Raw genomic sequence first — 26,230 nt, 5'->3', positions numbered from 1 at the left:
GCACGGTATCAAATAATCCCCTTGCCTTTCGTATTTGCCGCCCAGTTCCTCAAATAATGATTTTGCCATTGTCTGTTACCTCCACATTCTTTTTTATTTTGAATGTCCGCAAAATCCGTCCTACATCCGTTGCACACACAAGGCTTTCCACATCGCCCCTCGCCATGAGCTTTTTGAGAATGCCAAACTGCTTTCGAGTTCCTGCCGAGACTTCATACTTCCAATCATCAGGAAGGATGGGGAGGTCTGCATACGACCATTTGCTGTATTTGGCATCATAGGCTTCAGGCTGTGCCAGTTCTACCAGATGCCCTACACACCAGCTGACAAGATAGTCATTGCCCTCCAGGTATCCGTCCCCACGTTTATTTGCTCCCAGCACTTTGGCTATACTCTGAGCGACTGAGGGTTTCTCAGCCAATACTAATTTCATTTGCATCTGCTCCTTTCTTGACAAAATAAAAGCAGCCACACACTGTTGTGCATGACTGCTATGTAATATCTCAATTTAGTTTATGTTTCCGAAAAATAGGAAGTTATATATGTCTTTGCAAATATACCATATCTATTAGTTGTACACCGCCCTCATAAATTGGGTGGTCATAATTGTCAGTAAAGAAATTCGGAATCTTGTGAGATCGAACAAATCCACATTTTTCATAAAATGGTATCGTCAATGGACTATCACCTGTTCCAACCTGCAAAACAGAATATTCATCTGCATATTTACTGGCAAGAAAATCAATTAGTGCTTTCCCATAGCCCTTTCCTTGATTCTGAGAATCGACTGCAATATTTTTAATTTCAAGTATTCCATTATCTTCATCAGTGACAACACATTCAGCTTTTACATTACCATCTTCAAGTACATACATAGTACCTTTTTCAATATAACGGTCAATCATATTCTCCTGCTCATCAGCTAATAACAATAATGATATAAACTGCTTTTTATTCTTATCCACTTCTCTGATTTTCATATCCATCACTCCGTCAAACTGGAATTTGGTGTGTGCTTTATAAATTTTTTCCAATCCACTCAAGTTCGTTCATGGAATCCTTATTTTTTTCAAGTTCATCTCTGGCTGTTGCATAATATGATTTTTTGAAAAGCATATCCCATGAAAGATATTTTGCCATACAGTCAAACTGCTTATCAATCAGCTCATACTGGATGCTGCCTACGGGAGAACCACCTACAACAATTGTGCCAACTTTTTTGTTTTTTAACTGCAATCCACGGCAGTAGCACTTATCAATGATAAGTTTCAATTGTGCTGACATTCCCCACCAATAAACTGGTGTAGCAAAAAGAATCATATCTGCGGCAGCAATTTTATCAATGGTAGAATTTGTATCATCCTTATCGACGCATCCCTTAGAGCATTGACAGACACCACATCCCTTGCATGGTGCAATGTTGAGTTTGTCGGGTTCAATGATTTCAATTTTATTCTTTTCTGACGCTCCTTTTATAAATGCATTGATTGCTGCCAGCGTATTTCCTTTTCTGGCACTTCCATTAATGATTACAATTTTCATGCGTGTATCCTCCAACTTCCGATTTTAATGTCTCTATTATACCATAATGATACTATTATAAAAAAGGAAAAAGAGCTCCTTCGAGCTCTTTTGATTCAGTTCTGTAAACTTGAATTTGAGTCTCTGTAAAGCTGGAATTAACCCATACAATTATTTTAATTTAGAGGTTCTTACGCAATTATCCGTATTTTGTAATTTTTCAATACTGGAATGCCAGTGTAAATCAGCATTCTCCATTTTTATTAAAGCGAAAAACGTAAAATTGCGGAAGAACCAATTTAGATATTCACAATTTTACTTGCCACAGTATCTCGAAAAACACTGTCATGTTCTACCAGGAGCATGGTCGGGGCAAACTCCGTTATGAGTTGTTCAATCTGCATACGTGAGTACACATCAATAAAGTTGAGCGGTTCATCCCATACATACAAGTGTGCCTTTTCACAAAGGCTTTTCGCAATTAGGACTTTCTTCTTTTGCCCGCCAGAAAAGTCTTTAATATCCTTTTCAAACTGTACACGCTCAAAGTCCATTTTCCTAAGAATTGCCTTGAACAAACTTTCATCAAGGTTGTTTTCTTCTGCAAACTCGGAAAGGGTTCCACATAAATACGATGTATCCTGTGGCACATAAGAAATTACAAGCCCAGAGCCAAGTGTTACTGTACCCGTATAATCTATGGACTGCCCGACTACCAACTTTAACAGGCTACTTTTGCCACTGCCGTTCTTTCCATCAAGCACAATGCGTTCTCCCTGTCTTATTTCAAACGAAACGGGTTCACAAACTGAAATGCCATCATAATAAACTACTACATTCGATAATGATGCAAGCAAATCTGTATGGTAATTAAGCGGTTGTATCTTGAGGGCTTCTGCGGTTTCCATATTTTTCAGCAATGCTGATTTTTGTTCGATTGTCTGTTGTTGTCTCGCTTCTATAGATTTTGAACGCTTCATCATTTTGGCGGCTTTATGACCGACATAACCTTTATCTGCTGCCCCAATTTTGGAAGCTTCTACACGTTCAGACCATACTGCAGCGCGTTTTGCCGACTGCTGTAATCGTCTGATGTCCTTTTGCAAACGTTCGTTCTGAGCCAGTTCAAATTCTTGCTGTCGCTCAAAATTTGACATCCATGATGAAAAGTTTCCTCTTTGCACTTCGATATTCGCTCGGTTAATCGATAGAATATAGTCAACACAATCGTCAAGAAAGCGACGATCGTGAGAAACTAAGATGAATCCCTTTTTCTTTTTCAGATATGCCGCCACACTTTTTCTCGCTTTGGCATCCAAATGGTTGGTAGGTTCATCAATCAGTAGGAAATGCCCTTCATTAAGAAAAAGAGCGGCAATCAAAACCTTTGTCTGCTCTCCGTTGGAAAGTGTTTCAAAAGGTCGCCAAAGCACATCGACATCAACATCAAGATAAGAAAGTTCTCGCATAAGTTCCCATTCTTCCGCAAGTGGGCAAATCTCCTGCAATATATCCTCTGTAATACGATTCTTATCTGAAACGGGATAAGGAAAATAATCAAACTGTACGGATGATAGGATTTTTCCACTATACTCATATTTCCCAAGCAGAAGATTCAGAAAGGTTGTTTTACCTCGTCCGTTTCTGCCCACAAAACCAAGCTTCCAATCGGTATCAACCTGGAAACTGACATTTTCAAAAACATTATCATAACTTGTCGGATATGAAAACGTAAGGTTTTCAATTTTAATCATTGACATAAATATTATCCTCCTTTGCATGTCATACGATACAAAGTCGGTTCGGTGAATGTTTACTACGTATAGATTTCACCAAAAGGAACCGACACTATACGGAGTGAATCATGTGTAACTATCTGTTCTGCACTATTCATAAAGCACCTCCAAAACAAAATAAGAGCCACAAGAAAGTTTATCCTTGCAGCTCGTCATAGCATAAAATAACACCACTAAGCAAAAGTGGCAACAGCACTATATTGAGTAAGATAGACATATAACTTTCTTGCAATAGACACAATAATGCCAAAGTATAGCACTACCGCATATTTTGATTTTATTTGCAAGAAAAGTTAATCATCTTCCCACCTCTTTCTAAATTTCAAAATATTATACCATAAATCGCAGGCAAATACAAGTGGTTATAAAAATTTAACAAATCGCTTATAATACAATCATATAACTTTACGCATTCCTTACTGACCGTAAAATTCCGATTTGTTTAATTCTTATTCTATTTCGCCAGAAAATTACTCTGTATCTCCATCGGCATATGATAAGCCTGCCCGCGTTTCATCAGGCTGTAGAGCTTGAAGCTCATGAGTTCCGGGCTGGCATTCAGGCTGCTACAGAATCCAAAATAATTCAGGTCTTCGTTCTTGGACATTTCAGCCACATCGTCGTCTTCGAGAAGAAGATCTGCAGCAAACAGATTGGCTTCATATTCTGTAGAATCCATCATATTGTAAAGCACATCATCCTTCATGGGAGCCATTTTCAGCTGTGACCGGTGCAGGATGATATGCCCCAGTTCGTGTGCAGCAACGATGCGCTGCTCTTCTTCAGAAAGGAAACTGCTGATCATGACATAGATCGTCTGGCAGCTCATGAAGCAGTAACCTTTTAATTTCTTATAATTCGATGTTTCTCCGACTACGACGTTCATGCAGTCGAGAAGTTCAAAAGGGTCTCTGGTCTTAAAGCGTTTGACCAGTTTTTCCACTTTTGCGTAGATATAACTATTTCCCAAATAAATCACCTCAAAAGATCCGTTATCTCAAAGATGCGGAGAGTTCCCCACAAGTATAATGTACTCCAAATGCTGTACAATAAAAAGGACACTTACTTTTCATTGAGATACTTTTTCGGTGTAAACTTCTTGGCACGTCTTTTGGAATCCAGATAAAGCATCTGGATCTCATCCATGAAAGCGGTTTTATCTTCATCGGATAATTCTCCACCGGCGAACATGGCGGCTGCCTGTTCCAGAATCTGCTGTGCCTGTTTCGCACCTCTGGATCCATATTGTTCTGTGGCTTCTGTAATAAAGGATTCCTCTTCTGTCATGAGATAAGAAACATCACATCCCAGAGTATCCGCAAGTTTCTGATAAAGTTCATGCTGCTTTGGATAACGTCCTTCTTTCTCCCATCCGCCTACCGTTCTTAAGGATACACCAATTGCCTGGGCCAGTTGGGTCTGACTCATATCCTTCGTTTTTCTCAATGTTTTTACTTTCTCACCGAATGTCATAACAATACCTCATTTCTAAGCTATTTCAGGCTGATTGACTTATCCCGGAGCAAAAGCAGGAAAGTAATTTCCTAAAATACGCAAGTTAACTCTTGACAATGCGAAATTGATTGCCTATAATGTGAATCACAACAGATAAGCAATTACTTGCATATAATATAAACAATATTTCCTATAATGTCAATATTAATCTCTTATAAATTGCCTATTTTAGCGGATTTTCAGTTGTATTATTGCATCTGGAATGTGAATAAATGACGCAGGAAGAAGCAATTAGAAGAGAAAATAGGCAATTACGTGCAAAAGAGGTGAAAAAAATGGGACGTCAGAAGTCTTTTATCTGTATCGATCTGAAATCCTTCTATGCGTCCGTCGAGTGTGTAGAAAGAGGCCTTGATCCATTTAAGACAAATCTGGTCGTTGCGGATCCGACAAGATCACAGTCTACGATCTGCCTGGCTATTACTCCGGCTATGAAGAAGCTGGGGGTGAAGAACCGGTGCCGCATCCATGAGATTCCGGCAGGTATTGAATATATTACAGCCATGCCGAGAATGCAGTTGTACATTGATTATTCTGCCAGAATATACAGTATCTATCTCCGGTATATTTCCAAAGAGGACATTCATGTATACAGCATTGATGAATGTTTTATGGATGTGACGAATTATCTGTCCCTTTATCATATGACAGAAAAGGAAATGGCGGTTGAGCTTATGGATGCGGTGATGAAAGAAACCGGTATTACTGCTACTGCAGGGGTCGGTACGAACCTGTATCTGGCAAAAGTTGCCATGGATATCGTGGCAAAGCATGTGGAGGATCATATCGGTATTTTGAACGAGATATCCTACAGGCAGAAGTTATGGGATCATCGGCCGCTCAGTGATTTCTGGAGGATTGGTTCCAGAACAGAAAAGAAACTTGCCGGTTATGGAATCCATACCATGGGAGATATTGCTTATACATCTGTTACATCTGAGGATTGGCTCTACAAGATGTTTGGAATTGATGCAGAATTGCTGATCGATCATGCCTGGGGTTTGGAATCCTGTGATATTCATGATATCAAGAATTATCATACGGAAGAACACAGCCTGTCTAACGGGCAGGTACTCATGCGGAATTATTCTTTTGAGGAAGCCGCGGTAGTTGTTCGGGAAATGACAGATGTTCTTGTGCTGGATCTGGTGTCCAAAGGATTGATTACTGGCTCTATTACACTCTGGATCGCTTATGATCACCGATATGAGCGTCCTTCCTCTCATGGGACTGTACGGCTGACATCTCTGACGAACAGTTCCAGCACGATCATGGATGAAGTGGATAAACTGTATCAGAAGATTACAGACCGTTATACCGGAATTCGGAGGATCGAGGTCTGTGCCAACCGGGTAATGCCGGAAGGGTATCTGCAGTATGATCTGTTCACAGATCCGGAAAAGATTGAAAAAGAAAAAAACTTACAGCAGGCCATTCTGAGTGTGAAAAAAAAGTATGGAAAAAATGCGATCATGAGGGGAGCGAATCTGCTTGACTGCTCTACATACAGAGAACGAAATAATCAGATTGGCGGTCATCGTGCATAAGGAGGTGCATAGATCATGATGGCAAGTGCGTATGCAAAATTAATTTATATGCCAAGACCGGTATCCAACCGGCGAAAGATGGATGTGGGACACCGGGCAAAGCAGTTTGCACCGTTTGCTGCTCTTCGGGGATTTGAAGAGTCGGTCCGGAAAAAAGAGATCCTTTATGAACCCAGAAAGGAACTGTCTGAGGAAAAGAAGCAGGAACTGGACAGAAAGTTACAGTATCTTTCTACAGGTATGTGGATTCAGGCAACATATTTTGTCGAGAGTATGGAATTTCCGGGAAAAGGAAAGCATTGTACCATTGAAGGAACTGTGGAATTCTTTGATCTGCAGATTCATCTCCGGATTGGAGATACAGAGATACCAATTTCAGATATTACAGATCTGTCTGGAAATGTGTTTGAAATATTAGAAGAACCCTGTTAATTATTTTTGTGGAAGTTTCCGCAAAACCGGCGGCGAGTGGGAGCTGACAGGAAGCGGAAATGAAAACAACAGATTGTCAAAGCCAGTCTGAATATGGAAATCGTGATTGCCCGCGCAGCTTTGGCGCTTACGGAATGGACAACCATGATGCTCATAAGGCGGATTTTTATTTCCCTTGGATCCGTTGAGTAATAAATGAAAGATCATATGTTATTGCTTAAAGGAGGAAGCCTATGGGATCAGGTAATATTAAATGGCATGTACACTGCTCTGTCTGTGGAGCATTTCTGGAGAAAAGTGCACAGAGCGATTCAGAAGTGGATTGCAAAAAATGCAGGAGTACATTGGAAATTTTGGTCAAAGATGATATTGTCTCTGTCCGTCCTCTGGTCATCCGGGATGAACAGTTGAAAGAAAGGATGTCCGTTTATTCCAGGAAGTTTATGAATCCTTCCGGAAAGAAATCATAAAAGTGAATAAGAATGAGATATCCGACAGGGCGGTGAATTTGGCTGGAACCATCAAGACTGCACCGGATATCAAGAGTTTGTCAAGGAGCTGAATCTGACTGGAATCATTAAGAGCCCGGCAAAACATTTGTAACTGGTTTATGGAATCATTTTCGATTCTGTACGATCAAGTGCATTTGTTTTGCCGGTTTTTTTATTTTTTTCAAGATCCATGTTGTATAAGAACCCTTGAGACTTTGGATAGATAGAGGGATTTTTTATTCTGAAAACACAGGAAAAATATGAAAAACAGAATATCTGCAAAAATGAAAGGCCTCAAAAAGTTGTTTATTATGCAATGAAAAGAGAATAAGGAGGTAGAACACATCAGAGAAAAAGGTAGCTGAGGAGTCGCGGACTCCCGTTTAAAAAAAACGGGTTGGTCCGGGACTGTTTCCGCTACCAATTTTTATATTCCAAACAAATGCAGACTGGATCACCCGTAGCCGCAAGGCAGAAAGGTGGTCCATATGATGACATTAAAAGACTTAAAGAAGAGAGTTCCGGTTGCAGACGAGAAAAAAGTGATTTTGAGAAAAAAGGAGCTTTTGAATACAGGTGCGGAAATTGTTGTAAAAGAAATTATCGAAGATGGTGTGGAAATCAGTGTTTATGATAACGGATATGTTTTGTATGAAGAGGGAAGACATAGAACTGTTTTTCGCTTACATGAATGTAAGGACTATGATTACAGCGCGGTAGATGGCAGAAAAGATGCTTTTGGAGCAGACTTTTTTGAAAACGAAAACTGGTACATCTTACCGCTGATGGTTGGTATGGATCGTGTAGAAGACAGCAGACGGAGAATTCTGTCAAATCATAAAGTGATTTCTATTGATATTGAGGAGAATGATTTCTTTAGTATCAAAGCCCGTTGTGTACCTGATATGACAGAAAAAGTGCTTTGGAATGAAATGATGAGAGAAATTTCAGATCTTTTGAATGAACGACAGAGATATGCAGTAATTGCATATTATTGTGAAGGTGCATCTCAGGCTGAGATTGCAAAGAATCTCGAAATCTCTCAGCAGGCAGCTAGTGGACTGATCCAGAGAGCACTTGTGATTATCCGTAACTATATGCAAGTTAATCCAAGTGATGTCAAAAGAAAAAGAAATAAAAAATAATTTTCAATCCATGTTGTATAAGAGGCTCTGAATCTTTGGATAGGTATAAGGATTTATTTCCGACGTACCTTGAAAACTTCATAGCCTGCCCAGAATGATACCTGGCTTGAATATGCATCTTTCGCGTATCTGGCCAGAGCATACGTTTCGGAAATATGGAAACCGAAACAGGAACGGGTCTGGGAATGAAAACAGGAAAATGCTCAAAATAGAATATTTATTTGTCTGAATCCAAATCGGAGGATGACAGTAGAAACCATGTGGCGGTGTTTACAGAGATTCGTGAATACCGCCACATCTTTGTGCTGTTATCTCAGAAATCACGAGATTTGCGTGAGTGCTGACTGTCCCAAATAGTACAAATCTGAAACGAGAGGAGGATGTGAGGAAAATGAAGTGATATGAAATTTTACACTGAAACATTTCGTATACAGACAAATAAGAAAGGATGAGAACATGAAATTTAAAAGAAAAACAATGAGAATTGTATCAGGTATGCTGACAGCTATTACACTGTTTACCAATGCCCTTTCTCCGGTAATTGCTTATGCTGCTCCCGCAGATGAAGCTGACAGTAGAATCCCTTATTACGAGGAAATTAAAGATCAGCTGGATCAGGATGAAGTGGTAACTGCCAGAGATATCGAAGTAACGGTTGGGTCTGGATTCGATGTAAAAGCAGACTTTTCCGGAATTGAGATTCCGGACAGTGAAAAAGCCAAAGTGAAGCTCATGGCAGCCCAGAATGATGAAGGGAAAGAGTTTTCTACGGATCATGCAGATATCTATAAAACGGTATATTCTGTTGAACCCCAGAAAACAGATCATCCGGTGTATCAGATCAGCAGAAACATTACGGTAAAAGATGTTTCAAAAGAAGCTGACACTACTGTGAATTCGGATAGTTCTTCAGATCAGGATTCCGGTACCGGGGAAACAGAAGAATCTGAGGATAGTGATGATGAATCGGAAACGGATTCTTCCGAAATGAAACAGCCGGAAACGGATGAAGCGGTAAATGTATCAGAAGCTGAGACAGAAACAGAGGTTACCGGGAAAGAAATCACCGAGGAAGAATTTGATGCAGAGATCGAATCAACGGAAAATCAGGAGACGGTTGATCCGGAAACCGGTACTACTCTTTCAGAAGTTATGGAAGAGGCGGTAGATCAGGGAATTGCCTTAAATGAACTGGAAGCCGGAGAAATGGTCACTTTTGAAATGCCGATGCTTTTAGCGGCTGCAGAAACCGGTAGCCAGTCCGTATCTATTACAAGAGGCAGCTGGTATCATTATGCTGATTATGGATTAGGTTCTTACATTACAGCACCATATTATGTGTCCTGGGGTGGAATCAAAGCGACAGCATATTGTGTTCAGCCATCTAAGAATGGACCGGATGATGGTACGTACTCTATTACAAAATTATCTGATGGCAAGACTCTGGCAAAGGTTTGTTACTATGGAACAAAAGCCAGTGACGAGAATGGATTCTTTGATGAAAAACACCCGGATTTCTCTGCTGGTAAGAGATTTATTATCACACACCTTGCGGCAGCATATGCCAACGGATCCAGTGACTGGGATTCCGGTACGAACGCAACCGGACGGTCTCTTGCTAAGGAGCTTTATAACTACTGTATCAATATGCCGGATATCCCGGATGTGGATATGAGCTTTTCTGATAGTGATGTGAACGCTTATGTGGAAGGAAATATCCAGAGAACAAAGACGATTACATTCAAAGCAGATGAATTGCAGACCATTACCTTTAAACTTCCACAGGGAGTAAAGCTTGTGAATGTGACTACCGGCAAAACCAGTGCGGCAGGTGCGAGCGTTGAAATCTGCGGTGGAACACAGTTCTATCTTACTGCCCCACTATCTCAAGCTGAGGATGTGGGTGCTTTATTCTCTTCAAAGATGAAAGGAAGCATTGATAAAGAGTATTCTGCCTATAAGATAACAACAGGATCTTCCACACAGGATCTTGCACTGGTATTTGGTGAAGGTGTCGGAAATGAAAAGTATGTGGATTTCAAAGTAAAATGGACCAAGGAATGTTATATTTCTATCGTGAAAAAAGACAGTGAGACATCTAATACTCTGGCCGGTGCGGTTTATGGTATCTATAGCGATGCTGCATGTACACAGCTGATCAAACAGATGCCGGCAACGGATGTCAATGGTGCAGCAAAAGTTACGATTGAGAAGACACAGGAAGTTGTATATCTGAAAGAAATCTCCGTTCCGACAGGATATACGATTGATGCAAAAGCTTACAATGTAACATTGAATATTGGAAAAACATCCAATATGAATGTGACCGATAAACGAGTGACAGCAACGATTTCCCTTCATAAGCAGGATGCCGAGACAGGAAATACCCCACAGGGTGATGCAACGTTGGAAGGTGCTGTTTATGGCTTATTTGCACGTGAGGATATTGTACATCCGGATGGGAAAACAGGTGTCCTTTATAAGAAAGGAACCCAGATCACATCCCTGACTACAGATAAAAACGGACAGGCTTCGGTTTCCAATTTGTATCTGGGAAAATATTATTTTAAAGAGCTGACTCCTCCGGTTGGATATCTGCTGGATCAGGAAGAACATGAGGTAGACTGCTCTTACGAAGGTGCAAATGTACCAGTTGTAGAAAGAAAAGCAATTTCCAAAGAAGATGTGATCAAACAGCCATTTCAGATTATCAAGGCAGCGAATAACGGGAAAACAGATGCCGATCTTTTGAAAGGTATTGGTTTCTCTGCCTGGCTGGCAAGTGATCTGAAAGTAAAAGCAGATGGGTCTTATGATTTCTCTTCTGCGAATCCAGTTGTTATCACAGCAGATGGAAAAACAGAGATGTTTACAGATGAAAAGGGTTATGCCTGCTCTATTCCACTTCCGTATGGAACATACGTGGTAAAAGAGACAACCAGTAAACACAACTATGAACCGGTGGATGATTTTATCGTTACAATCAATGAGAATCACCCAGACACTCCGCAGGTATGGCGTGTGCTTCTGGATAAGGAATTTGAGGCAAAGCTGAAGATCATCAAGAAAGATGATGAAACAAAGAAGAGTGTGCTTCTGGCAAATACAGAATTTAAAGTATATGATCTGGATCATCAGAAATATGTCGAGCAGGTTACTACTTATCCTTCTACCAAAGTTCACAAATCATATTTTACCGATGAGAACGGATATCTGATCCTTCCGAACAATTTGAAGATCGGAAATTACAGAATCGAAGAAGTGACCGCGCCGGAAGGATATACACAGTCTTCTGCTTATGTAACGGTATCTGTAGATACTAACACAGCCTATATGATCGATCCGACCAGTAAAGATGCCATTATCGAAGTGGAATATGAGAATCATCCGGTTAAGGGAGAACTGACCATTTTCAAACAGGGAGAACTTCTTGCCGGTTATGATCATGATTTCCAGTATGAGCTGTGTGGACTGAAAGGCGTTACATTTGAAGTATATGCTGCAGAAGATATTTTTACTGCCGATCATCAGGTGGATGAAAATGGAAACCGTACCTTGTATTATGCAAAGGATGCCCTGGTGGCAAAAGTAACTACGGATGAAGATGGATATGCGTATGTGAAAGATCTTCCTCTTGGCGAATATTATGTAAAAGAATCCGAGGCACCGGAAGGATTTGTTCATAATGAGAACAGTGAAAAAGCTGTTTTTGTATATGCAGATCAGAATACCCCGGTTGTATTTGACCAGGTGTCCTTCACCAATGAAAGACAGAAAGTGTCGATTTCTGTCGAGAAACAGGATGCAGATAATGGAAATGTCGTACCGGGTGCTGTCTTCGGAATCTACAATGCCGAAGATATCATCAATAAAGATGGCCAAGTAATCGTAAAAGCAGATACCCTGCTTCAGGAGATGACTTCCGATGAAGATGGTCAGGCAAAATGTACACTGGATCTGCCTCTCGGACAGTATTATGTGAAAGAGCTTCATGCTCCTGCCGGTTTTGTTTCTTCTGATGAGATTCTGAGCTTTGATGCTTCTTATCAGGGACAGGACATTCAGACCGTTGAGTTGAAAGCAGTTAAGAAAAACGAGCCGACAGTTGTGGAAATTACGAAGTCCGATATCACCACAGGCGAAGAACTGGATGGTGCGTACCTGCAGGTACTTGACCAGGATGGAAATATCATCGACAGCTGGGAGTCTTCCAAAGACGAACCACATGTGATCAAACGTCTGACCGTTGGAGAGACCTATACACTTCGCGAAGAATTTGCTCCGTATGGATACCTTGTTGCAAATGATATCACTTTTACGATTGAAGATACTGCAGAAATCCAGAAAGTGGAAATGAAAGACGAAGTGCCGGTTGCAGAACTAATCCTGAATAAAAAGGGAGAATTTCTGGATGAGGTGTCTCTTGTAGATCAGATCAAAGGTGTGGTGGAACATATTTTCCATTATATTACCGGCAGCCTGACCGATGTTACTTTCGAAGTATATGCAGAGGAAGATATCAAGGCTGCGGATGGTGTCAGCGAAGATTATTATAAGGCAGATGAGCTGGTGGCAACGATTACGACAGATGAAACCGGCATTGCAAAACTGAGTAATCTTCCACTGGGCAAATACTATGTCAAAGAAGTGGGAACAGCTCACGGATATGTTCTCGATTCAGAAATCCGTCATGTGAATCTAAGCTATGTGGATCAGAATACACCGGTTGTAACCTATAATGATGACTGGCAGAATCACCGTCAGAGAGTGATCATTAATCTTGTGAAAAAGGAAAAAGATCAGGATCGTGTACTGGAAGGCAGCGTATTTGGTCTTTATGCCAAAGAAGATATCAAATCCTCTACTACCGGAAAGGTGCTGATTGAAGCAGATGAGATCATCGAGCTGAAATCAACCGATGCCGAAGGCAAAATTACTTTTGTTGCTGATCTTCCAATCGATGCTGAATATTATGTGAAAGAACTCTATGCGCCAGCCGGATTTGTAAATGCAGAGGAAGTACAGGAATTTACTGTTTCCTATGCCGGTGAAAATGAGGATTCTGTTGTTGTAGATCTTATATTTGAAGATGAAGCAACAACAGTTGAAATCACAAAGACCGATCTGACTGGTGGAAAAGAAATACCGGGATGTAAGCTGAAACTGGTAGATGAGGATGGAAACACTGTTGATGAGTGGACTTCTACAGAAGAAGCTCATGTGATCAAAGAGCTGGCAGTAGGTAAGAAATACACTCTGATAGAAACACAGCCAGCCGATGGATATGTGACTGCAGAAAGCATCGAGTTTACCGTAGAGAATACAGCGGAAATTCAGAAGCATCAGATGAAAGATGACGTGACAAAAGTGGAAATCTCTAAACAGGATATTGCAGGGAAGGAACTTCCGGGTGCTAAACTTACGATCCTGGACAAGGATGGAAAGGTTGTGGAAAGCTGGACTTCCACAAAAAAAGCACATTACATCGAAATGCTTCCGATCGGAAAATACACGCTTCGTGAAGAAATCGCACCGGATGGATATCTGGTTGCCAATGATGTGGAATTCGAAGTAAAAGATACCGGTGAAGTTCAGCATGTAACGATGGTGGATGAAGCTAAACCATCTGCTCCGGCGACAGATACTCCAAAAACAGGGGATGACCGCAACATGAAATTGTGGCTGCTTCTGCTCGGTATCGGTGCCGGTGGTCTTGGAGTCGCTTTTGGAATCAGAAGAAAGCGTAAATAGTAACTTAGAAATAAAATAATGATGAACCAGAAGCATAAGGGCATTTGTGGAAATCGGAAAGGAGATCCATGAATGCCCTTAATGCATTTCAGAAAGATGAGGAAAAACATGGGAAGAAAAGAAACGATATTACCGGGAGCAAAGATTGATGGAAGAAAGTATCTGGAAGACAAGCCAAAGTCTTGTGACTACTGCTACTGGTGGCAGGGCAAAAACAAAGGTTGTATTCTGCCGGAATGTTATTACCTGATGCCGGAGGAAAAGAAGGAGCCAAATGACTATGAGGAAGGGAACTGCAAAACCTGCCCCTATGGGAAACATACACCCTGTATCGGATACTGTATTGCAAAACTCCAAAAAGAAATGCGCGGGAAAAAGGGAGGCGGATGCTATGATACCGATGCTGCGAGTGGAAGTTAAAAATGACCGTCCCTTAATCTGTGCCAGAGAACTGTATGAGGCTCTGGGTATTAAGACACAGTACAGTGTCTGGATCGACCGTATTATTTCCCTTGGTTTTGTGAGTGGCCAGGACTTTTATCCAAAAATGAATAAAAGTACCGGAGGCAGATGCAGTGTTGACCATTATATTACGGTGGATATGGCAAAGCATATCTGTATGCTTCTTCGGAATGAAAAAGGAAAACTGTATCGCCAGTATTTTCTGGAGCTGGAAAAAGCATGGAATCAGCCGGAACAGGTGATGGCAAGGGCATTACAGCTAGCGAATACCCAGATTGCAAAGCTGCAGGAACAATGTACGGAGCTTGGCGACCAGCTAATCAAACAGCAGATGCTTCTGGAAGATATGGCACCGAAAGCTGCTTATCTGGATCTGATCATGAATTCCCCCTCATCTGTTCTGGTCACACAGATTGCAAAAGATTATGGGTACAGCGCGGTTTCATTTAATCGGCTTCTTCATGATCTTAGGATCCAGTATAAAGTTAATGACCAATGGGTGTTATATGCTGATTATGCCGGGAAAGGTTATGTCCAGAGCAGAACAATCTATATGCATCCAAACCGCACCGGTCCGGTCGTGAGGATCCAGACAGAATGGACGCAGAAAGGCAGAAGATTTTTATATGAGTTTTTAAAAGAACAGGGAATTCTTCCCCTGATTGAGAAGGAAGGTGGATAAATGCAGGAAGAGGTAAATGAGAAGATTATTACGCTGAGTGTACAGGGAGCGAGGATTACTGCTTCTATGGTAAAAGCTGCCATGAGAAAGTTTCTTATGGAGCTGGAGCGGGAAGGTCAGAAATCATCGCAGATCAAACAGGCAGAAAAGCAGGGTCAGGCCAGGGAGCGTGGAATTGAAAAAGAAAAACAAAGACAGGAAAAGAAAAAGCCCCATGGCAAGCAGACAATCAAGCAGCTGCAGGAACAGGGAGCGCAGCTGACTAATATTCAGATCACAAACCAGAATATCAAATCCTTTGATCGGGTTGCCCGGAAATATGGCATTGATTACAGCCTGAAAAGGGATGACAGTGTGACACCACAGAGGTATCTGGTGTTCTTTAAGGCGAAGGATGTGGATGTAATGACAGCTGCATTTAAGGAATATGCAGGAGTTTCCATGAAGAAATCCAAAAAGCCTTCTGTGCGGAAGAAACTGCAGAAGTCTGTGCAGAAGATGAACGTTAAACACCGCCAGAGAGAAAAAGTGAAACAGAAAGTGAGGGGACAGCAGCGATGAGTAAAAAGAAACCAAAAGCCAGAAGTCCGGGAAAGTTGGAAACAGCAATCCGGCAAAGCTTATCAAAGGTCAGTGTTAAAAAGCTGGTTGCAATGAATATTCCCTATCTCATCGCTTTCTATGTGGTAGAGAAATGTGCATGGCTTTACCGGCACTGTATCGGCGGAACTGTGGTTCAAAAGCTTGGTGTTATGCTGATGAATCTTCCAGTAGCTTTCCGGTCGTGGATACCAAGCTTCCACATCCGGGATCTTTTAGCCGGTATCATCGGGGCGTTACTTCTCCGCTGTGTTGTGTACATGAAAGGGAAAAATGCAAAAAAGTTCCGGCAGGGCGAAGAATACGGTTCTGCAAGATGGGGAAATGAAAAAGACATTGAACCATTTATTGATCCGGTATTTGAAAATAATATCATCCTGACACAGACGGAGAGGCTGACTATGAACAGCCGCCCGAAACTTCCGAAGTATGCAAGAAACAAAAATGTGATCGTCATCGGTGGATCCGGATCCGGTAAAACACGATTCTATGTGAAGCCCAACCTCATGCAGATGCCGGATAACGTATCGTATGTGGTCACAGATCCGAAAGGTACCATTATTGTTGAATGCGGCACAATGTTAGTCCGTCATGGATACCGGATCAAGGTTCTGAATACGATCAATTTCAAAAAATCCATGCACTATAATCCGTTTCACTATATCCGGTGCGAAAAAGATATCCTGAAACTGGTGAATACGATCATTGCAAATACAAAAGGGGAAGGAGAAAAAGCAACCGAAGATTTCTGGGTCAAGGCTGAACGTCTTCTCTACACTGCTCTGATTGGATACATCTGGTATGAAGCACCGGAGGAAGAACAGAATTTTGCTACTCTTCTGGAATTTATCAATGCCAGTGAAACCAGAGAAGAAGATGAAGAATTCAAAAATGCAGTGGATGAACTATTTGAAGAGCTGGAAGCGGAGAATCCGGAACATTTTGCAGTACGCCAGTACCGCAAATATAAGCTGGCAGCCGGAAAAACTGCCAAATCTATCTTAATTAGCTGTGGTGCCAGGTTAGCCCCATTTGATATTGCAGAGCTTCGGGAGCTGACACGATACGATGAGATGGAGCTTGATATGCTGGGAGACCAGAAGACAGCCATGTTTGTCATTATCAGTGATACAGATGACACCTTCAACTTTATTGTTGCTATCATGTACACCCAGCTTTTCAATCTGCTTTGCGATAAAGCAGATGATGAGCATGGAGGAAGATTGCCTTATCATGTCCGTCTGTTGCTGGATGAGTTCAGTAATATCGGGCAGATTCCAAAATTCGACAAGCTGATTGCTACGATCCGAAGCCGCGAAATATCGGCTTCTATCATTTTGCAGTCACAGTCTCAGCTAAAGACAATTTATAAGGATGCGGCAGAAACCATCATAGGCAACTGTGATACGGTTTTATTTCTTGGCGGAAAAGAAAGCTCTACCCTAAAGGAGATATCCGAAACCCTTGGAAAAGAGACCATTGATCTGTATAACACTTCAGATACCAGAGGGAATAACCGCTCCTATGGACTGAATTATCAGAAGACAGGAAAAGATCTGATGAGTCGGGATGAGCTGGCAGTCATGGATGGCAATAAGTGTATCCTGCAGCTTCGAGGTGTTCGTCCGTTTTTCAGTGACAAATATGATATTACGAAGCACAGAAGGTATAAGGAGCTTTCTGATTACAACAGGAAAAATGAGTTCGATATCGAAAAGTATCTGGAACACAAGCTGGTTATTTCCAGAGATACAGCATTTGAAATGCATGAATACGAAATAACGAAAGAAGACATTGCAGCCATAGAGGCTGAGGAAGGAGAACGATATGTGGATTAGACCAATGAGACGCAGGGGGAGAAGTGAATCTCTCTTTGTATTTGAATTTACTTCTATTGAAGAGGATTATATTCCGTTTATCCTCCATATGGAGAAGATTACAGCATTGATCCCCACGGAAAAGTGTAAAGCATATTTTGGTGAGCTGATTGATAAGCTCCGGTCCAGATGTGACAACCGATATGCCGCAGGAGAGGTGGTAGCTTCGACATTTTTATTCGATGATGAAATGGCAGAGTTGACAACTCATATGGCATATCTGCTCCTGCTTGTGGAGCCTGTAAAGAAATAGGAAGCAGACAGTATTGAGAACCGTTCCATAGGGAGCGGATTTTTTTGTTTGATGGAGGTTTGTATGAGGATAAGAAACAGATCGCCCTGTTCCTGGGAAAACTGGAACACCGGAAAAAGAAAGAAGAAAAGAAAATGATCAAATGAAGGAGGAAAAAATATATGGGATTTTTTACGAGCGCAATTAATATTTTGCAGACACTGGTAGTTGCCATCGGGGCCGGCCTTGGAGTCTGGGGTGTCATCAACCTGATGGAAGGTTATGGAAATGACAATCCGGGGGCAAAGTCTCAGGGAATCAAACAGCTTATGAGCGGTGGTGGTGTAATCCTCATCGGTACTCAATTAATTCCGCTTCTTAGTGGACTGTTTGGTTAAGAGAAAGGGGTAGTTATCCATGTTCGATCAGATTTTTGATGCGATCGAAGAATGGATGAGGGAACTCCTGACAGGGATGATCAATTCCAACCTGGATCAGATGTTTACTGATGTCAATCAGAAAACAGGTGAGATTGCAAGCCAGGTTGGACAGACTCCCCAGGGATGGAATGGCAGCATATTCAGTATGATCCAGAACCTGTCCAATTCGGTAATTTTACCGATTGCAGGTATCATCATTACGTTTGTGCTCTGCTATGAGCTGATTTCCATGCTTACTGAGCGTAATAACATGCATGATATTGATACATGGATGTTCTTCAAATACTTTGTGAAGATGTGGATCGCAGTGTATCTGGTAAGCAATACTTTTACGATTACAATGGCTGTTTTTGATGTAGGTCAGCATGTAGTAAATGCTGCATCCGGTGTGGTCACAGGCAGTACAGCCATTGATATCAGTTCGGCATTGACCGATCTGGAGGCTACATTGGAAGCCATGGAGATTGGAGAATTAGTAGTGTTGGCATTGGAAACCCTGATCGTCAGCTTCTGTATGAGAATCATGTCCGTATTAATCACCGTAATTTTATATGGACGTATGATTGAGATTTACCTTTATACTTCGGTCGCACCGATCCCGTTTGCCACGATGAGCAACAGAGAGTGGGGACAGATCGGAACCAATTATTTCAGAGGACTCTTTGCCCTGGCATTTCAGGCATTTCTGATGATGGTATGCGTCGCTATCTACGCTGTGCTGGTAGCGGGTATCCAGTATTCAGATAATCTGAGTTCTTCATTATTTGGCGTAATGGCTTATACAGTCATCCTGTGTTTCAGTTTGTTTAAGACAGGATCCCTGAGCAAGTCCATTTTTAATGCCCATTAAATTAATCACAGGAAGGAGAGATAAACCATGGCATATGTCAGTGTTCCAAAGGATTTGACAAAAGTAAAAAACAAAGTGGCTTTTAATCTGACAAAGAGACAGATCATCTGCATCGGTATCGGTGCAGCGATTGGTATTCCGTTTTATTTTCTCACAAGAGGAATACTTGGAATGTCAAATGCGGCTACCGTTATGGTGATTCTAATGTTGCCGGCATTTATGTTTGCCATGTATGAAAAAGATGGGATGCATCTCGAGGATGTGATCTTGCACATCCTGAATGTAAAAGTGTTCCGGCCACCGGTCAGAACCTACGAAACAGAGAATTATTATGAATCGAATCCGGAAACAATCGGTTCGAAAAATGCAGTCAGAGGAAAGAAGGGAGGAAAGACAGGTGTCAAAAAGAAAAAATAACAGCACCAAAAAGTCAAAGAAAAAAGAAGAAAAGCGGCTTTCGGTACAAAAGACGATCCGATACAAAGAGATGGGAAAGGATGGGATCTGCCGGGTACAGGGGAATACATATTCTAAATGTATCCGGTTTTATGATATCAACTATCAGCTGGCACAGAATGAGGATAAGAATGCTATTTTTGAAAACTGGTGTGATTTCCTCAACTATTTTGACAGCAGCATTCATTTCCAGCTGAGCTTTATCAATCACAAAAGTAATATGAAGGAATTTGAGAATGTGATCCGTATCCGGCCTCAGCATGATGAGTTTGATGATGTCCGCATGGAATATGCACAGATGCTTAAAAATCAACTGGCAAAGGGTAATAACGGTCTGGTAAAGTCAAAATATATCACGTTTTCTATCGAAGCGGAGAATATCAAGCTGGCGAAACCGAAGCTGGAACGTATCGAGTCGGATATCCTGAATAATTTCAAGGTGCTTGGTGTACCGGCATATCCCCTGAATGGTGTGGAGCGGCTTCAGATTATGTATGAAACATTTAATCCGGATGCCAGTGCCGATTTCCAGTTTGATTATGGATCCATGATCCGGACCGGTCTCAGTACAAAGGACTATGTGGCACCGACCAGCTTTGTATTTAAAGAAGGGAAGACATTCCAGATGGGGATAACGATTGGCGCAGTCTCCTATCTGCAGATTCTGGCTCCGGAGCTTACGGATAAAATGCTGGCAGAGTTTCTGGATATGGATAAGGATCTGATCGTAAACCTTCATGTGCAGTCGGTAGATCAGATGAAAGCCATCAAGCTTGTAAAAAGCAAGGTGACAGATATCAACCGTATGAAAATTGAAGAACAGAAAAAGGCAGTTCGTTCCGGATATGATATGGACATCATCCCGTCAGACCTGAATACGTATGGCGGCGAGGCAAAGAGACTTCTGGAAGATCTGCAGTCACGAAATGAGCGTATGTTCCTGGTAACTGTGCTCTTTTTGAATACAGCAAAAAGTAAACAGGATCTGGAAAATGCAGTATTCCAGACTGCCGGTATCGCTCAGAAATATAACTGTGTGTTAAGGCGTCTGGATTATCAACAGGAGGAAGGGCTGATGAGCAGTGTTCCGCTTGGTGTCAATCATGTGCCGATCAAAAGGGCACTGACGACTACCAGCACTGCTATTTTTGTTCCTTTCACAACACAGGAATTGTTCATGGGCGGAGAATCCCTTTATTACGGACTGAATGCCCTCAGCAACAATATGATTATGGTAGATCGAAAGAAACTGAAAAACCCGAATGGGCTGATTCTCGGTACACCTGGATCCGGAAAATCTTTTGCGGCTAAGAGAGAAATCACCAATGCATTTTTCGTGACAAATGACGATATTATCATCGGAGATCCGGAGGGAGAATATTATCCACTGGTCCATGCCCTCGGCGGTCAGGTTATCCACATTTCTCCGACCAGCAAGGATTATATTAATCCCATGGATATCAATATGGATTATTCCGATGATGATAATCCGCTGGGTGTGAAGTCAGATTTTGTCCTGTCGTTGTGTGAGCTAATCATGGGAACCAGAAATGGTATTGAGGCAGAGGAAAAGTCAGTGATCGACCGGTGTCTGCCCCTTGTATATCAGAAATATTTTGCAGATCCGAAACCGGAAAATATGCCGGTACTGGGAGATCTGTATGACTGCCTGAGGAAGCAGAAAGAGCCCCAGGCCCAGCGTATTGCAACAGCACTGGAAATCTACGTTAATGGTTCTCTGAAAGTGTTTAACCATCAGACAAATGTGGAACTGAATAATCGGATTGTCTGCTTCGACATCAAGGAGCTGGGTAAACAGTTGAAAAAACTGGGAATGCTCATTGTCCAGGATCAGGTATGGAACCGTGTTACCATTAACCGGGGCTCACAGAAATCTACCAGATACTATATCGATGAATTCCATCTTCTTCTGAAAGAGGAACAGACCGCAGCTTATTCTGTGGAAATCTGGAAGAGATTTCGTAAATGGGGTGGAATTCCAACAGGAATCACGCAGAACATCAAAGATCTTCTGGCCAGCCGGGAGATTGAAAATATCTTTGAAAACAGTGATTTCATCCTGATGCTGAATCAGGCTGCAGGCGACAGACAGATTCTGGCAAAGCAGCTGAATATTTCTCCGTACCAGTTATCCTATGTAACGAATTCCGGAGAAGGCGAAGGTCTCCTTTTCTATGGAAATATCATCATTCCATTCAAGGATAAGTTCGATAAGAGTCTGAAACTGTATTCACTGATGACAACAAAACCGGAAGAGGTAGAGGAACGAAAGAAACTGGAGGCAGAAAGAAAATGAGAAAATGGATCTCACGGATTCTGTTTGTAGTTTCCATTATCCTTCTCTCCATCAGCCTCTATTTTCTGATGGGAATGTATTTGCAAGATCAAAAAAGCGAAACAGGATTCGACTCTATTCGACAAATCCATGAAGAACAGGAAACTAATGATAATAAAGATGATATCGAGGGAGACAGTAATTCTCCTGCTATTGTTGATCCTGGCCTTCTGGCTTTACATGAAAAGAATCCGGACTGCATTGGATGGATAAAGATTGAAGGGACAGCAATCGATTATCCGGTCATGTATCATCCGGAGGAAAAGAATTACTATCTCAGAAGAAATTTTGAGAAGGAATATGACGTAAGCGGTACTCCATTCCTTTCTGAACTGTGTGATCCGGAGGATGCAGATAATTTGATCATCTATGGACATCACATGAGTTCCGGGAAAATGTTTGCAGCTTTGGATCAATATAAGTCAGAAGAATTCTATCAGGAACATCCGATCATCCAGTACAGCACACTTCATGGGAAGGAACAGTATCAGATCATAGCAGCCTTTGCTGTTCCGGTGTATACCGGGCATGATTTTGAATACTACTCTTTTATCAAGGCAGAAAATGCTGCGGATTATATGGTATTTGTCAAAGAATGTAAAAAACGGTCATATTATGACACTGGTTATACAGCACAGTATGGAGACAAGCTGATCACACTGTCAACCTGTGAGTATTCGCATAAAAACGGGCGGATGGTTGTGATTGGTAAACAAATTGAGAATGAAAGAAGGTGAATGATTGGCAGGAAAGGAATATACAGCGAAAGACAAGATCTTTTCTAAAATGACAAGAGAAGGTCTGACAGAAGAAACACTCCGGGATGGTTCTGTGAAGAAAATCAGCCAGAAAAGCCGGGATGAACCTGAGCTTGACAGTACGGAGCAGGATGAGAAAAATGCGGCTCCCGGCAAAAGGCTATCGGACAGTTTCGGAAGAACTGATAACCGACGCATGAGAAGGTATGTGCAGGAATTAAGAATGTCTTCGGATATTGCATCTGAAGAAAGACCTGCAAGAACTTTCTCAAAAGCAAGCAGTGAAAGAATCATAGAAAAAAAGGACAGCCGATACCAGGGAAAGCTTCATTCTCAGGAACAGATTCCGGAAGTATCCGGTATCTCGGATCAGAAAGATCAAGTAAAGAAGAAACGTGCTCGAAAGAGACTGACAGAAGAACAGGAAAAATCGGGTAGGCTTTCTTTTGGTGATGAAGGATCCGGCATGATCCACGGAGCCGGAACAGGAATGGGTCGAAAGGTAGCAGCCGGTGCTGCACTATATGCCAGAAATCAGATAACAGAGGATGGAGATGATAATGCTGCTGTAGATGGTTCCGGTGCAGTGATTGCAGCTGCTGATGAAGCAGCACACAGTCTGCGCAGAGCACAGTTAAGAAGCCAGAGAAGTGATGTGAAAGCACACAGAAAAGGGATGAATCTGGATGCTCCGGAGGCTTCCAGATTGAAGTTTGATGCTGCGAAGGAAGCAGCAGACCGAACTGCCAGGGATTCAGTGCAAAATGCAGAAAAGAAGCGTTTTCTAAACCGCTTCTTCCAGAGAAAAAAATATAAAGATGCCTACCGGGCTGCCAGAGCTGGAAAAACAGCAGGAAGTCTCGGGGGAGCAACAACGATTGCCGGTGTCGAGAACATGACGGTAAAAGCCAAGATTGCTTTAAAAGAAATCGTAAGGCGAAACCGTACCATGTTTCTTGGCATCGGTATTTTTTCGCTCATTTTTATGCTGATTGCAGTCTCTCTGGGAAGCTGTAGTGCTTCGATTCAGGGTGGAGCTTCCGTGATCGGTATGACAACCTATCCCAGTACCGATGCGGATATCTATGCTGCAGAAAATGCTTATGCTGCTATGGAAGAAGCGTTGAACCGTCAGATTAACAACATGGAATCCACTTATCCGGATTACGATTCCTATCAGTACAATGTCAGCGAAATCGGGCATAATCCGTATCATCTGACTTCATACCTGACCGCAAAGTATGGTGGGTATACCTATGACGATGTAAAGGATGAATTACAGGATCTGTTTCAGGCACAGTATCATCTGTCAACCCATGGAAGGACGGAAACTGTCACAGAAACGAGAACAGTACGTGTGGGAGAATCCCTGGGAAATGTGGTAACCAGCGGATATTGTAACTGCTCCATTTGTTGTGGAAGATGGTCCGGCGGACCAACAGCCAGCGGTGCATACCCGACAGCCAATCATACGATTGCGGTAGACGCAAATAATCCGATTGTGCCTATGGGAACGAAAGTGATCATGAATGGTGTGGAATATACCGTTGAGGATACAGGGAATTTTGCCAGGTATGGGGTTGCTTTTGACGTGTATTATGACAGCCATTCCGCAGCCAGTGCCCACGGTCATCAGACATGGGAAGCATTTCTGGCAGATGATAATGGCAGCCGGGAGGTGGAGGTTACTACCACTACTACTCAGAGAGTCCTCTATGTCACTCTCACGAATACAAATTTTGACGCAGTGGCAAGGGCAAATCTGACAGAGGAACAGGAAATTCTGTATGATGCATTGAATACCACACTGGGCAACCGGGATTATTTGTGGGATGTAAAGCGAATCACCGGAGCCGGAGGCGGTATGAGTTATGAGATCCCGCCGGAAGCACTGTCAGATGAACGGTTTGCAAGAATGATCCGGGAAGCAGAAAAATATCTGGGATATCCCTATGTATGGGGAGGATCTTCACCGAGCACCAGTTTTGACTGTTCCGGGTTTGTATCCTGGGTAGTCAATCATTGTGGAAATGGATGGAATTATGGACGTCGGACAGCAGATGGGCTTCGTGGCCTTTGTACTTATGTTCCACCGTCACAGGCAAAGCCGGGAGATTTGATCTTTTTCCAGGGAACCTATAATACCAGCGGTGCCAGTCATGTGGGAATTTACGTTGGTGATGGAATGATGATCCACTGCGGGGATCCGATCCAATATGCCAATATCAATACATCCTACTGGCAGCAGCATTTTATGTGCTTTGGAAGGCTGCCTTAATAATAAAAAAGAAGGAAGGTGAAAATTTGAATCGGAAGATTAAAAAGTATCTGGATGAGATTGAAAAGACCGAAAAGAAAATTGCTGATCTGGAAATGTATCTGAAAGGTGTCCGGTCAGCGCTGAAAGAGGAAGAAAATAACGAAATGATCAAAAGCATCCGTGGAATGAAATTAAAAGGGCAGGAATTATTTGATCTGCTAAACGGAATCCAGGATGGAACGATATCATTTGTAGCGAGCGGGGAGTCAGAAGAAGAATCTGGCTCCTTTGTTGTTCAGAAAGAAAAAAGAGAAAGTGAGGAAAATGAATATGGTGAAATGGAAGAAACTGAATAAAAAACTGGTGGTGCTTTTGACAGCAGCTATGATGCTTTTTGGCAGTCAGGCTACTGCTTTTGCGTATGTGGATCAGGGCACAGAGGCAGCTCAGGAGGAATCAACAACAGAAACGGAGGAACCGGTGGTTGAGGATACTCATACCGAGGAAAATGGCGATCCGTTCTCTGTTCCTGGTAACGGAGAGGTAAGGGATGACATTACCGATGATTCCAGTAAGGAATTTCTGACGATTAAAACAAAGAATAACAATACGTTTTATATCGTAATCGACCGGGCAGCTACTACGAACAACGTGTACATGCTGTCTCAGATTGATGAAGATGACCTGAAAGAATTTCTGGATGAGGATCAGCAGCAGACTTTAGAGACTGCCCCTTCTGTAGTCCTGGAGGATGAGCATACAGACGATACGGATAGCAGCATGGTTGTTGAAGAAGAAACACAGGCAGATAAACCGGATAAAACAGCAACAAATTCTGGTCTGTTTGTGATTCTTTTTCTGGCTGTAGCGGGGATTGCAGGCTATTACTACTTCAAGATCTACAAACCGAAGCAGGAAGATGATGATTCTGAAAACGAAGGTCTGGAAATGGATGACGGGATGGAGACCATCGATGAGGATGAGGAATCAGACAATCCGGAAGAGAAAGTCGAATCACAGGAATAAATCCAAAAAGGTGGGAGCTGATGTTGTATAAGG

The 26,230-nt window shown here is 42.1% G+C and carries 24 protein-coding genes and 2 pseudogenes; 19 read left to right on the top strand and 7 right to left on the bottom strand.

The window, feature by feature from the left end; all coding sequences use genetic code 11:
* From FYJ25_RS07505 to FYJ25_RS07475, 7 genes and pseudogenes are all read right to left on the bottom strand, one after another.
* Positions 1-69 (bottom strand): annotated as a pseudogene (locus FYJ25_RS07505) (TnpV protein); the annotation flags it as partial.
* A gap of 46 nt (positions 70-115) precedes the next feature.
* Positions 116-433: pseudogene (locus FYJ25_RS07500) on the bottom strand (toprim domain-containing protein); the annotation flags it as partial.
* Positions 434-536: 103 nt separating this feature from the next.
* On the bottom strand, positions 537-980 hold the full coding sequence (locus tag FYJ25_RS07495; RefSeq protein WP_154580942.1) for a GNAT family N-acetyltransferase: 444 nt from the start codon (positions 978-980) through the stop codon (positions 537-539).
* Positions 981-1,017: 37 nt separating this feature from the next.
* The gene (locus FYJ25_RS07490; protein WP_055176454.1) at positions 1,018-1,542 is read right to left on the bottom strand and encodes a flavodoxin family protein; all 525 of its coding nucleotides are present in this window, start codon (positions 1,540-1,542) and stop codon (positions 1,018-1,020) included.
* Between the two features lie 278 nt (positions 1,543-1,820).
* A complete protein-coding gene (locus FYJ25_RS07485; protein ID WP_002584327.1) occupies positions 1,821-3,281 on the bottom strand; it encodes an Lsa family ABC-F type ribosomal protection protein in 1,461 nt (486 codons plus the stop codon).
* A 490-nt stretch (positions 3,282-3,771) separates the two neighbouring features.
* Entirely contained in the window at positions 3,772-4,296 is a 525-nt protein-coding gene (locus tag FYJ25_RS07480; RefSeq protein WP_235232791.1) for an ImmA/IrrE family metallo-endopeptidase, read from the bottom strand.
* Between the two features lie 83 nt (positions 4,297-4,379).
* Positions 4,380-4,790, bottom strand: coding sequence for a helix-turn-helix domain-containing protein (locus FYJ25_RS07475; RefSeq protein ID WP_154433159.1), 411 nt, complete (start codon positions 4,788-4,790; stop codon positions 4,380-4,382).
* 317 nt (positions 4,791-5,107) lie between these two features.
* Between FYJ25_RS07475 and FYJ25_RS07470 the strand changes: the two genes are divergently transcribed.
* From FYJ25_RS07470 to FYJ25_RS07385, 19 genes are all read left to right on the top strand, one after another.
* Positions 5,108-6,379 (top strand): Y-family DNA polymerase, encoded by a 1,272-nt coding sequence (locus tag FYJ25_RS07470; RefSeq protein WP_154433158.1) that lies wholly within the window; start codon positions 5,108-5,110, stop codon positions 6,377-6,379.
* Between the two features lie 15 nt (positions 6,380-6,394).
* Positions 6,395-6,811, top strand: a complete 417-nt coding sequence (locus FYJ25_RS07465) for a YolD-like family protein (RefSeq protein WP_154433157.1) — start codon at positions 6,395-6,397, stop codon at positions 6,809-6,811.
* A gap of 59 nt (positions 6,812-6,870) precedes the next feature.
* The gene (locus tag FYJ25_RS14755) at positions 6,871-6,999 is read left to right on the top strand and encodes a hypothetical protein (protein WP_268825326.1); all 129 of its coding nucleotides are present in this window, start codon (positions 6,871-6,873) and stop codon (positions 6,997-6,999) included.
* Between the two features lie 45 nt (positions 7,000-7,044).
* The gene (locus FYJ25_RS07460) at positions 7,045-7,281 is read left to right on the top strand and encodes a hypothetical protein (protein WP_154580941.1); all 237 of its coding nucleotides are present in this window, start codon (positions 7,045-7,047) and stop codon (positions 7,279-7,281) included.
* Positions 7,282-7,790: 509 nt separating this feature from the next.
* Positions 7,791-8,447 carry a sigma factor-like helix-turn-helix DNA-binding protein gene (locus tag FYJ25_RS07455; RefSeq protein WP_154433122.1) on the top strand — a complete coding sequence of 219 codons (657 nt, stop codon included), beginning with the start codon at positions 7,791-7,793 and terminating at the stop codon, positions 8,445-8,447.
* Between the two features lie 456 nt (positions 8,448-8,903).
* A complete protein-coding gene (locus FYJ25_RS07450; RefSeq protein WP_154433123.1) occupies positions 8,904-14,198 on the top strand; it encodes a SpaA isopeptide-forming pilin-related protein in 5,295 nt (1,764 codons plus the stop codon).
* A gap of 108 nt (positions 14,199-14,306) precedes the next feature.
* A complete protein-coding gene (locus FYJ25_RS07445) occupies positions 14,307-14,618 on the top strand; it encodes a hypothetical protein (RefSeq protein ID WP_235396639.1) in 312 nt (103 codons plus the stop codon).
* Positions 14,590-15,342, top strand: a complete 753-nt coding sequence (locus FYJ25_RS07440; protein WP_167513789.1) for a phage antirepressor KilAC domain-containing protein — start codon at positions 14,590-14,592, stop codon at positions 15,340-15,342. The genes FYJ25_RS07445 and FYJ25_RS07440 overlap by 29 nt, the downstream gene beginning before the upstream one ends.
* Positions 15,343-15,903, top strand: coding sequence for a PcfB family protein (locus FYJ25_RS07435; protein ID WP_154433125.1), 561 nt, complete (start codon positions 15,343-15,345; stop codon positions 15,901-15,903).
* 92 nt (positions 15,904-15,995) lie between these two features.
* Positions 15,996-17,780, top strand: a complete 1,785-nt coding sequence (locus FYJ25_RS07430) for a VirD4-like conjugal transfer protein, CD1115 family (protein WP_235904595.1) — start codon at positions 15,996-15,998, stop codon at positions 17,778-17,780.
* A complete protein-coding gene (locus tag FYJ25_RS07425) occupies positions 17,770-18,072 on the top strand; it encodes a hypothetical protein (protein WP_154433127.1) in 303 nt (100 codons plus the stop codon). Before FYJ25_RS07430 ends, FYJ25_RS07425 begins: the two co-directional genes overlap by 11 nt.
* Positions 18,073-18,233: 161 nt before the next feature.
* The gene (locus tag FYJ25_RS07420; RefSeq protein WP_154580940.1) at positions 18,234-18,449 is read left to right on the top strand and encodes a Maff2 family mobile element protein; all 216 of its coding nucleotides are present in this window, start codon (positions 18,234-18,236) and stop codon (positions 18,447-18,449) included.
* A 19-nt stretch (positions 18,450-18,468) separates the two neighbouring features.
* A complete protein-coding gene (locus FYJ25_RS07415) occupies positions 18,469-19,341 on the top strand; it encodes a VirB6/TrbL-like conjugal transfer protein, CD1112 family (RefSeq protein WP_154432965.1) in 873 nt (290 codons plus the stop codon).
* A gap of 27 nt (positions 19,342-19,368) precedes the next feature.
* Complete coding sequence (locus tag FYJ25_RS07410; RefSeq protein WP_154580939.1) at positions 19,369-19,758, top strand: PrgI family protein; 390 nt, start codon at positions 19,369-19,371, stop codon at positions 19,756-19,758.
* Positions 19,706-22,114 carry a VirB4-like conjugal transfer ATPase, CD1110 family gene (locus FYJ25_RS07405; protein WP_154580938.1) on the top strand — a complete coding sequence of 803 codons (2,409 nt, stop codon included), beginning with the start codon at positions 19,706-19,708 and terminating at the stop codon, positions 22,112-22,114. Before FYJ25_RS07410 ends, FYJ25_RS07405 begins: the two co-directional genes overlap by 53 nt.
* Positions 22,111-22,890 (top strand): class B sortase, encoded by a 780-nt coding sequence (gene srtB, locus FYJ25_RS07400; RefSeq protein ID WP_154580937.1) that lies wholly within the window; start codon positions 22,111-22,113, stop codon positions 22,888-22,890. The genes FYJ25_RS07405 and srtB overlap by 4 nt, the downstream gene beginning before the upstream one ends.
* 49 nt (positions 22,891-22,939) lie before the next feature.
* Positions 22,940-25,189, top strand: a complete 2,250-nt coding sequence (locus tag FYJ25_RS07395) for a CD1108 family mobile element protein (protein ID WP_154580946.1) — start codon at positions 22,940-22,942, stop codon at positions 25,187-25,189.
* A 26-nt stretch (positions 25,190-25,215) separates the two neighbouring features.
* Positions 25,216-25,527 carry a DUF4315 family protein gene (locus FYJ25_RS07390; RefSeq protein ID WP_154580936.1) on the top strand — a complete coding sequence of 104 codons (312 nt, stop codon included), beginning with the start codon at positions 25,216-25,218 and terminating at the stop codon, positions 25,525-25,527.
* Positions 25,502-26,197, top strand: a complete 696-nt coding sequence (locus FYJ25_RS07385; RefSeq protein WP_154580935.1) for a CD1107 family mobile element protein — start codon at positions 25,502-25,504, stop codon at positions 26,195-26,197. Before FYJ25_RS07390 ends, FYJ25_RS07385 begins: the two co-directional genes overlap by 26 nt.
* The last annotated feature ends 33 nt before the right edge of the window (positions 26,198-26,230 follow it).

This window comes from Anaerobutyricum soehngenii (genome assembly GCF_009697165.1).
Taxonomy (GTDB): Bacteria; Bacillota; Clostridia; order Lachnospirales; family Lachnospiraceae; genus Anaerobutyricum; species Anaerobutyricum soehngenii.
This window is presented reverse-complemented; position numbering and strand designations above follow the sequence as displayed.